General features: G+C 44.2%; 1 pseudogene. It reads right to left on the bottom strand.

The annotated features are described in order from the left end of the window. Positions 1-3372, bottom strand: a pseudogene (locus PCI70_RS12105) (hypothetical protein); the annotation flags it as partial.

The following is a 3372-nucleotide window of genomic DNA, read 5'->3' on the forward strand; positions in this document are numbered from 1 at the left end:
ATCTGTCACATTCGTTAGGTTTGTGCTGATAATAGAATCTAATTGTCCTTTGTTTACTGCGTCAGAAGCATTAACTGCATTTGCAACATTACTAATGGTTGTTCCACCACTGGTCACAATACTATTGCCTTGCGCATCTTTTCCAATCTGAGCAGTAGTACCTTTACCATTTCCAGCAGTGATACTGTTGTAGTTTGTCGTACCATCTGTATTTTTATCATATTGCACGCCATTACCTGCAACTTGATCTAGCTGACCTTTTGTTGCAGCATCATTGGCACTTGTACCCTCTGCAATGTTGGTAATGGCTTTACCTCCACCATTAATACCATCTTTGGTTACGCTTGGACCATTGGTCACCACTAAACCATTGCTATCTAGTTTGCTATCACCTGCTGTTACGCTATTGACATTGATGTCTTTTGCCAACTTAACACTTAAGCCATCTGTACCATTGGCAATCACACCGATATTGTTATCACTGAGCGCAGATGTATCGGTAATACCACCTGTTACACTTAGTTTTTGACCAAGTTTACGTGCAACGTCTGTACCACTGTCACCGCCAAAGCTGATCGGTTTAATCACTTCGTTATTGAGGTTGCCAAGGGCATCTCCAACGTTATTAGAGGTGGTCGTAGTGCCATCTGTTTTCGTGGTGATGTAACTTGGTGCACTAATCGTCCCTGTAGTGGCATCATACGTTGCGCCACCGCCTAAGTTCGATGCTGTGCTGTTGCCCAATGCATTGTTCTTATCATTGCCCGACTGTGCAATTTGGTCTAATTGACCTTTGTTTACTGCATCATTGGCGTTACTACCATCAGCAACGTTGCTCACCGTTGTATTTGCAGCATCAATACCTGCCGTTGTAATACTTGGACCGTTTTGAATGCTTAAGCCATTTGTATTTAAGGTTGTGTTACCTGCAACAACGCTATCAAATGTTGAATTACGGTCTTGCATCACCACCAAGTTGCCATCGGCATCTGTGGTGGTTTTGATATTGTCTGCACTGTACTGGTCATCTGCTTTGGTGCCTGTGCCTTTAACAGTCAGTGTCTCGCCGAGGTTTTTATGAACCACGTCGCCACTGTTGGCTGCAAAGTTAAGACCTTTGCTGTTGGTAGATTGGCTGATTTGATCTAGCTGACCTTTTGTTGCAGCATCATTGGCACTTGTACCCTCTGCAATGTTAGTAATGGCTTTACCTCCACCATTAATACCATCTTTGGTTACGCTTGGACCATTGGTCACCACTAAACCATTGCTGTCTAGTTTGCTATCACCTGCTGTTACGCTATTGATATTGATGTCTTTTGCCAACTTAACACTTAAGCCATCTGTACCATTGGCAACCACACCGATATTGTTATCACTGAGCGCAGATGTATCGGTAATACCACCTGTTACACTTAGTTTTTGACCGAGTTTACGCGCAACGTCTGTACCACTGTCACCGCCAAAGCTGATCGGTTTAATCACTTCGTTATTGAGGTTGCCAAGGGCATCTCCAACGTTATTAGAGGTGGTCGTAGTGCCATCTGTTTTTGTGGTGATGTAACTTGGTGCACTGATCGTCCCTGTAGTGGCATCATACGTTGCGCCACCGCCTAAGTTCGATGCTGTGCTGTTACCTAATGCATTGTTCTTATCATTGCCCGACTGCGCAATTTGGTCTAATTGACCTTTGTTCACTGCATCATTGGCGTTACTACCATCAGCAACGTTGCTCACCGTTGTATTTGCAGCATCAATACCTGCCGTTGTAATACTTGGACCATTTTGAATGCTTAAGCCATTTGTATTTAAGGTTGTGTTACCTGCAACAACGCTATCAAATGTTGAGTTACGGTCTTGCATCACTACCAAGTTGCCATCGGCATCTGTGGTGGTTTTGATATTGTCTGCACTGTATTGGTCATCTGCTTTAGTGCCTGTGCCTTTAACAGTCAGTGTCTCGCCGAGGTTTTTATGAACCACATCGCCACTGTTGGCTGCAAAGTTAAGACCTTTGCTGTTGGTAGATTGGCTGATTTGATCTAGCTGACCTTTTGTTGCAGCATCATTGGCACTTGTACCCTCTGCAATGTTGGTAATGGCTTTACCTCCACCATTAATACCATCTTTGGTTACGCTTGGACCATTGGTCACCACTAAACCATTGCTATCTAGTTTGCTATCACCTGCTGTTACGCTATTGATATTGATGTCTTTTGCCAACTTAACACTTAAGCCATCTGTACCATTGGCAACCACACCGATATTGTTATCACTGAGCGCAGATGTATCGGTAATACCACCTGTTACACTTAGTTTTTGACCAAGTTTACGCGCAACGTCTGTACCACTGTCACCGCCAAAGCTGATCGGTTTAATCACTTCGTTATTGAGGTTGCCAAGGGCATCTCCAACATTGTTAGAAGTAGTCGTAGTGCCGTCTGTTTTTGTAGTGATGTAACTTGGTGCACTGATCGTCCCTGTAGTGGCATCATACGTTGCGCCACCGCCTAAGTTCGATGCTGTGCTGTTACCCAATGCATTGTTCTTATCATTGCCCGACTGCGCAATTTGGTCTAATTGACCTTTGTTCACTGCATCATTGGCGTTACTACCATCAGCAACGTTACTCACCGTTGTATTTGCAGCATCAATACCTGCCGTTGTAATACTTGGACCGTTTTGAATGCTTAAGCCATTTGTATTTAAGGTTGTGTTACCTGCAACAACGCTATCAAATGTTGAGTTACGGTCTTGCATCACCACCAAGTTGCCATCGGCATCTGTGGTGGTTTTGATATTGTCTGCACTGTACTGGTCATCTGCTTTAGTGCCTGTGCCTTTAACAGTCAGTGTCTCGCCGAGGTTTTTATGAACCACGTCGCCACTGTTGGCTGCAAAGTTAAGACCACGCTGTGTCACTGTGCCATCTAAGTTAGAAGTTGCTTGTAATACTTGACCTTCTGTCGCTGCACGGTCAGTTTGTACTGTTGATGGATCCCAATTGGTATTGGTTAAACCTGTTACCGTACCTTGTTGTCCATTAATGACAACAGGGTTAGCACCTTGTCCAACCGTAATGGTATCTGCACCCACGGTAGTTTTGGTTTTGCCATTGTCAACTGTAGTGCCTGACGCTGTGGTTGTGGTGGTATTAGTTCCATCTGTTAAGCTGGTTGTTTTAGCACCATAATTTGCTGTATTACCTGATGCATCTTTAACAGTCGTGCCTGATGTATTTAGAACCGTACTGTTACCATTACCATCATCAGCGGTTACGCTATCAAATGTTGAGTTACGGTCTTGCATCACCACCAAGTTGCCATCGGCATCTGTGGTGGTTTTGATATTGTCTGCACTGTACTGGTCATC

It is taken from the genome of Acinetobacter sp. HY1485, assembly GCF_027568475.1.
Lineage (GTDB): Bacteria > Pseudomonadota > Gammaproteobacteria > Pseudomonadales > Moraxellaceae > Acinetobacter.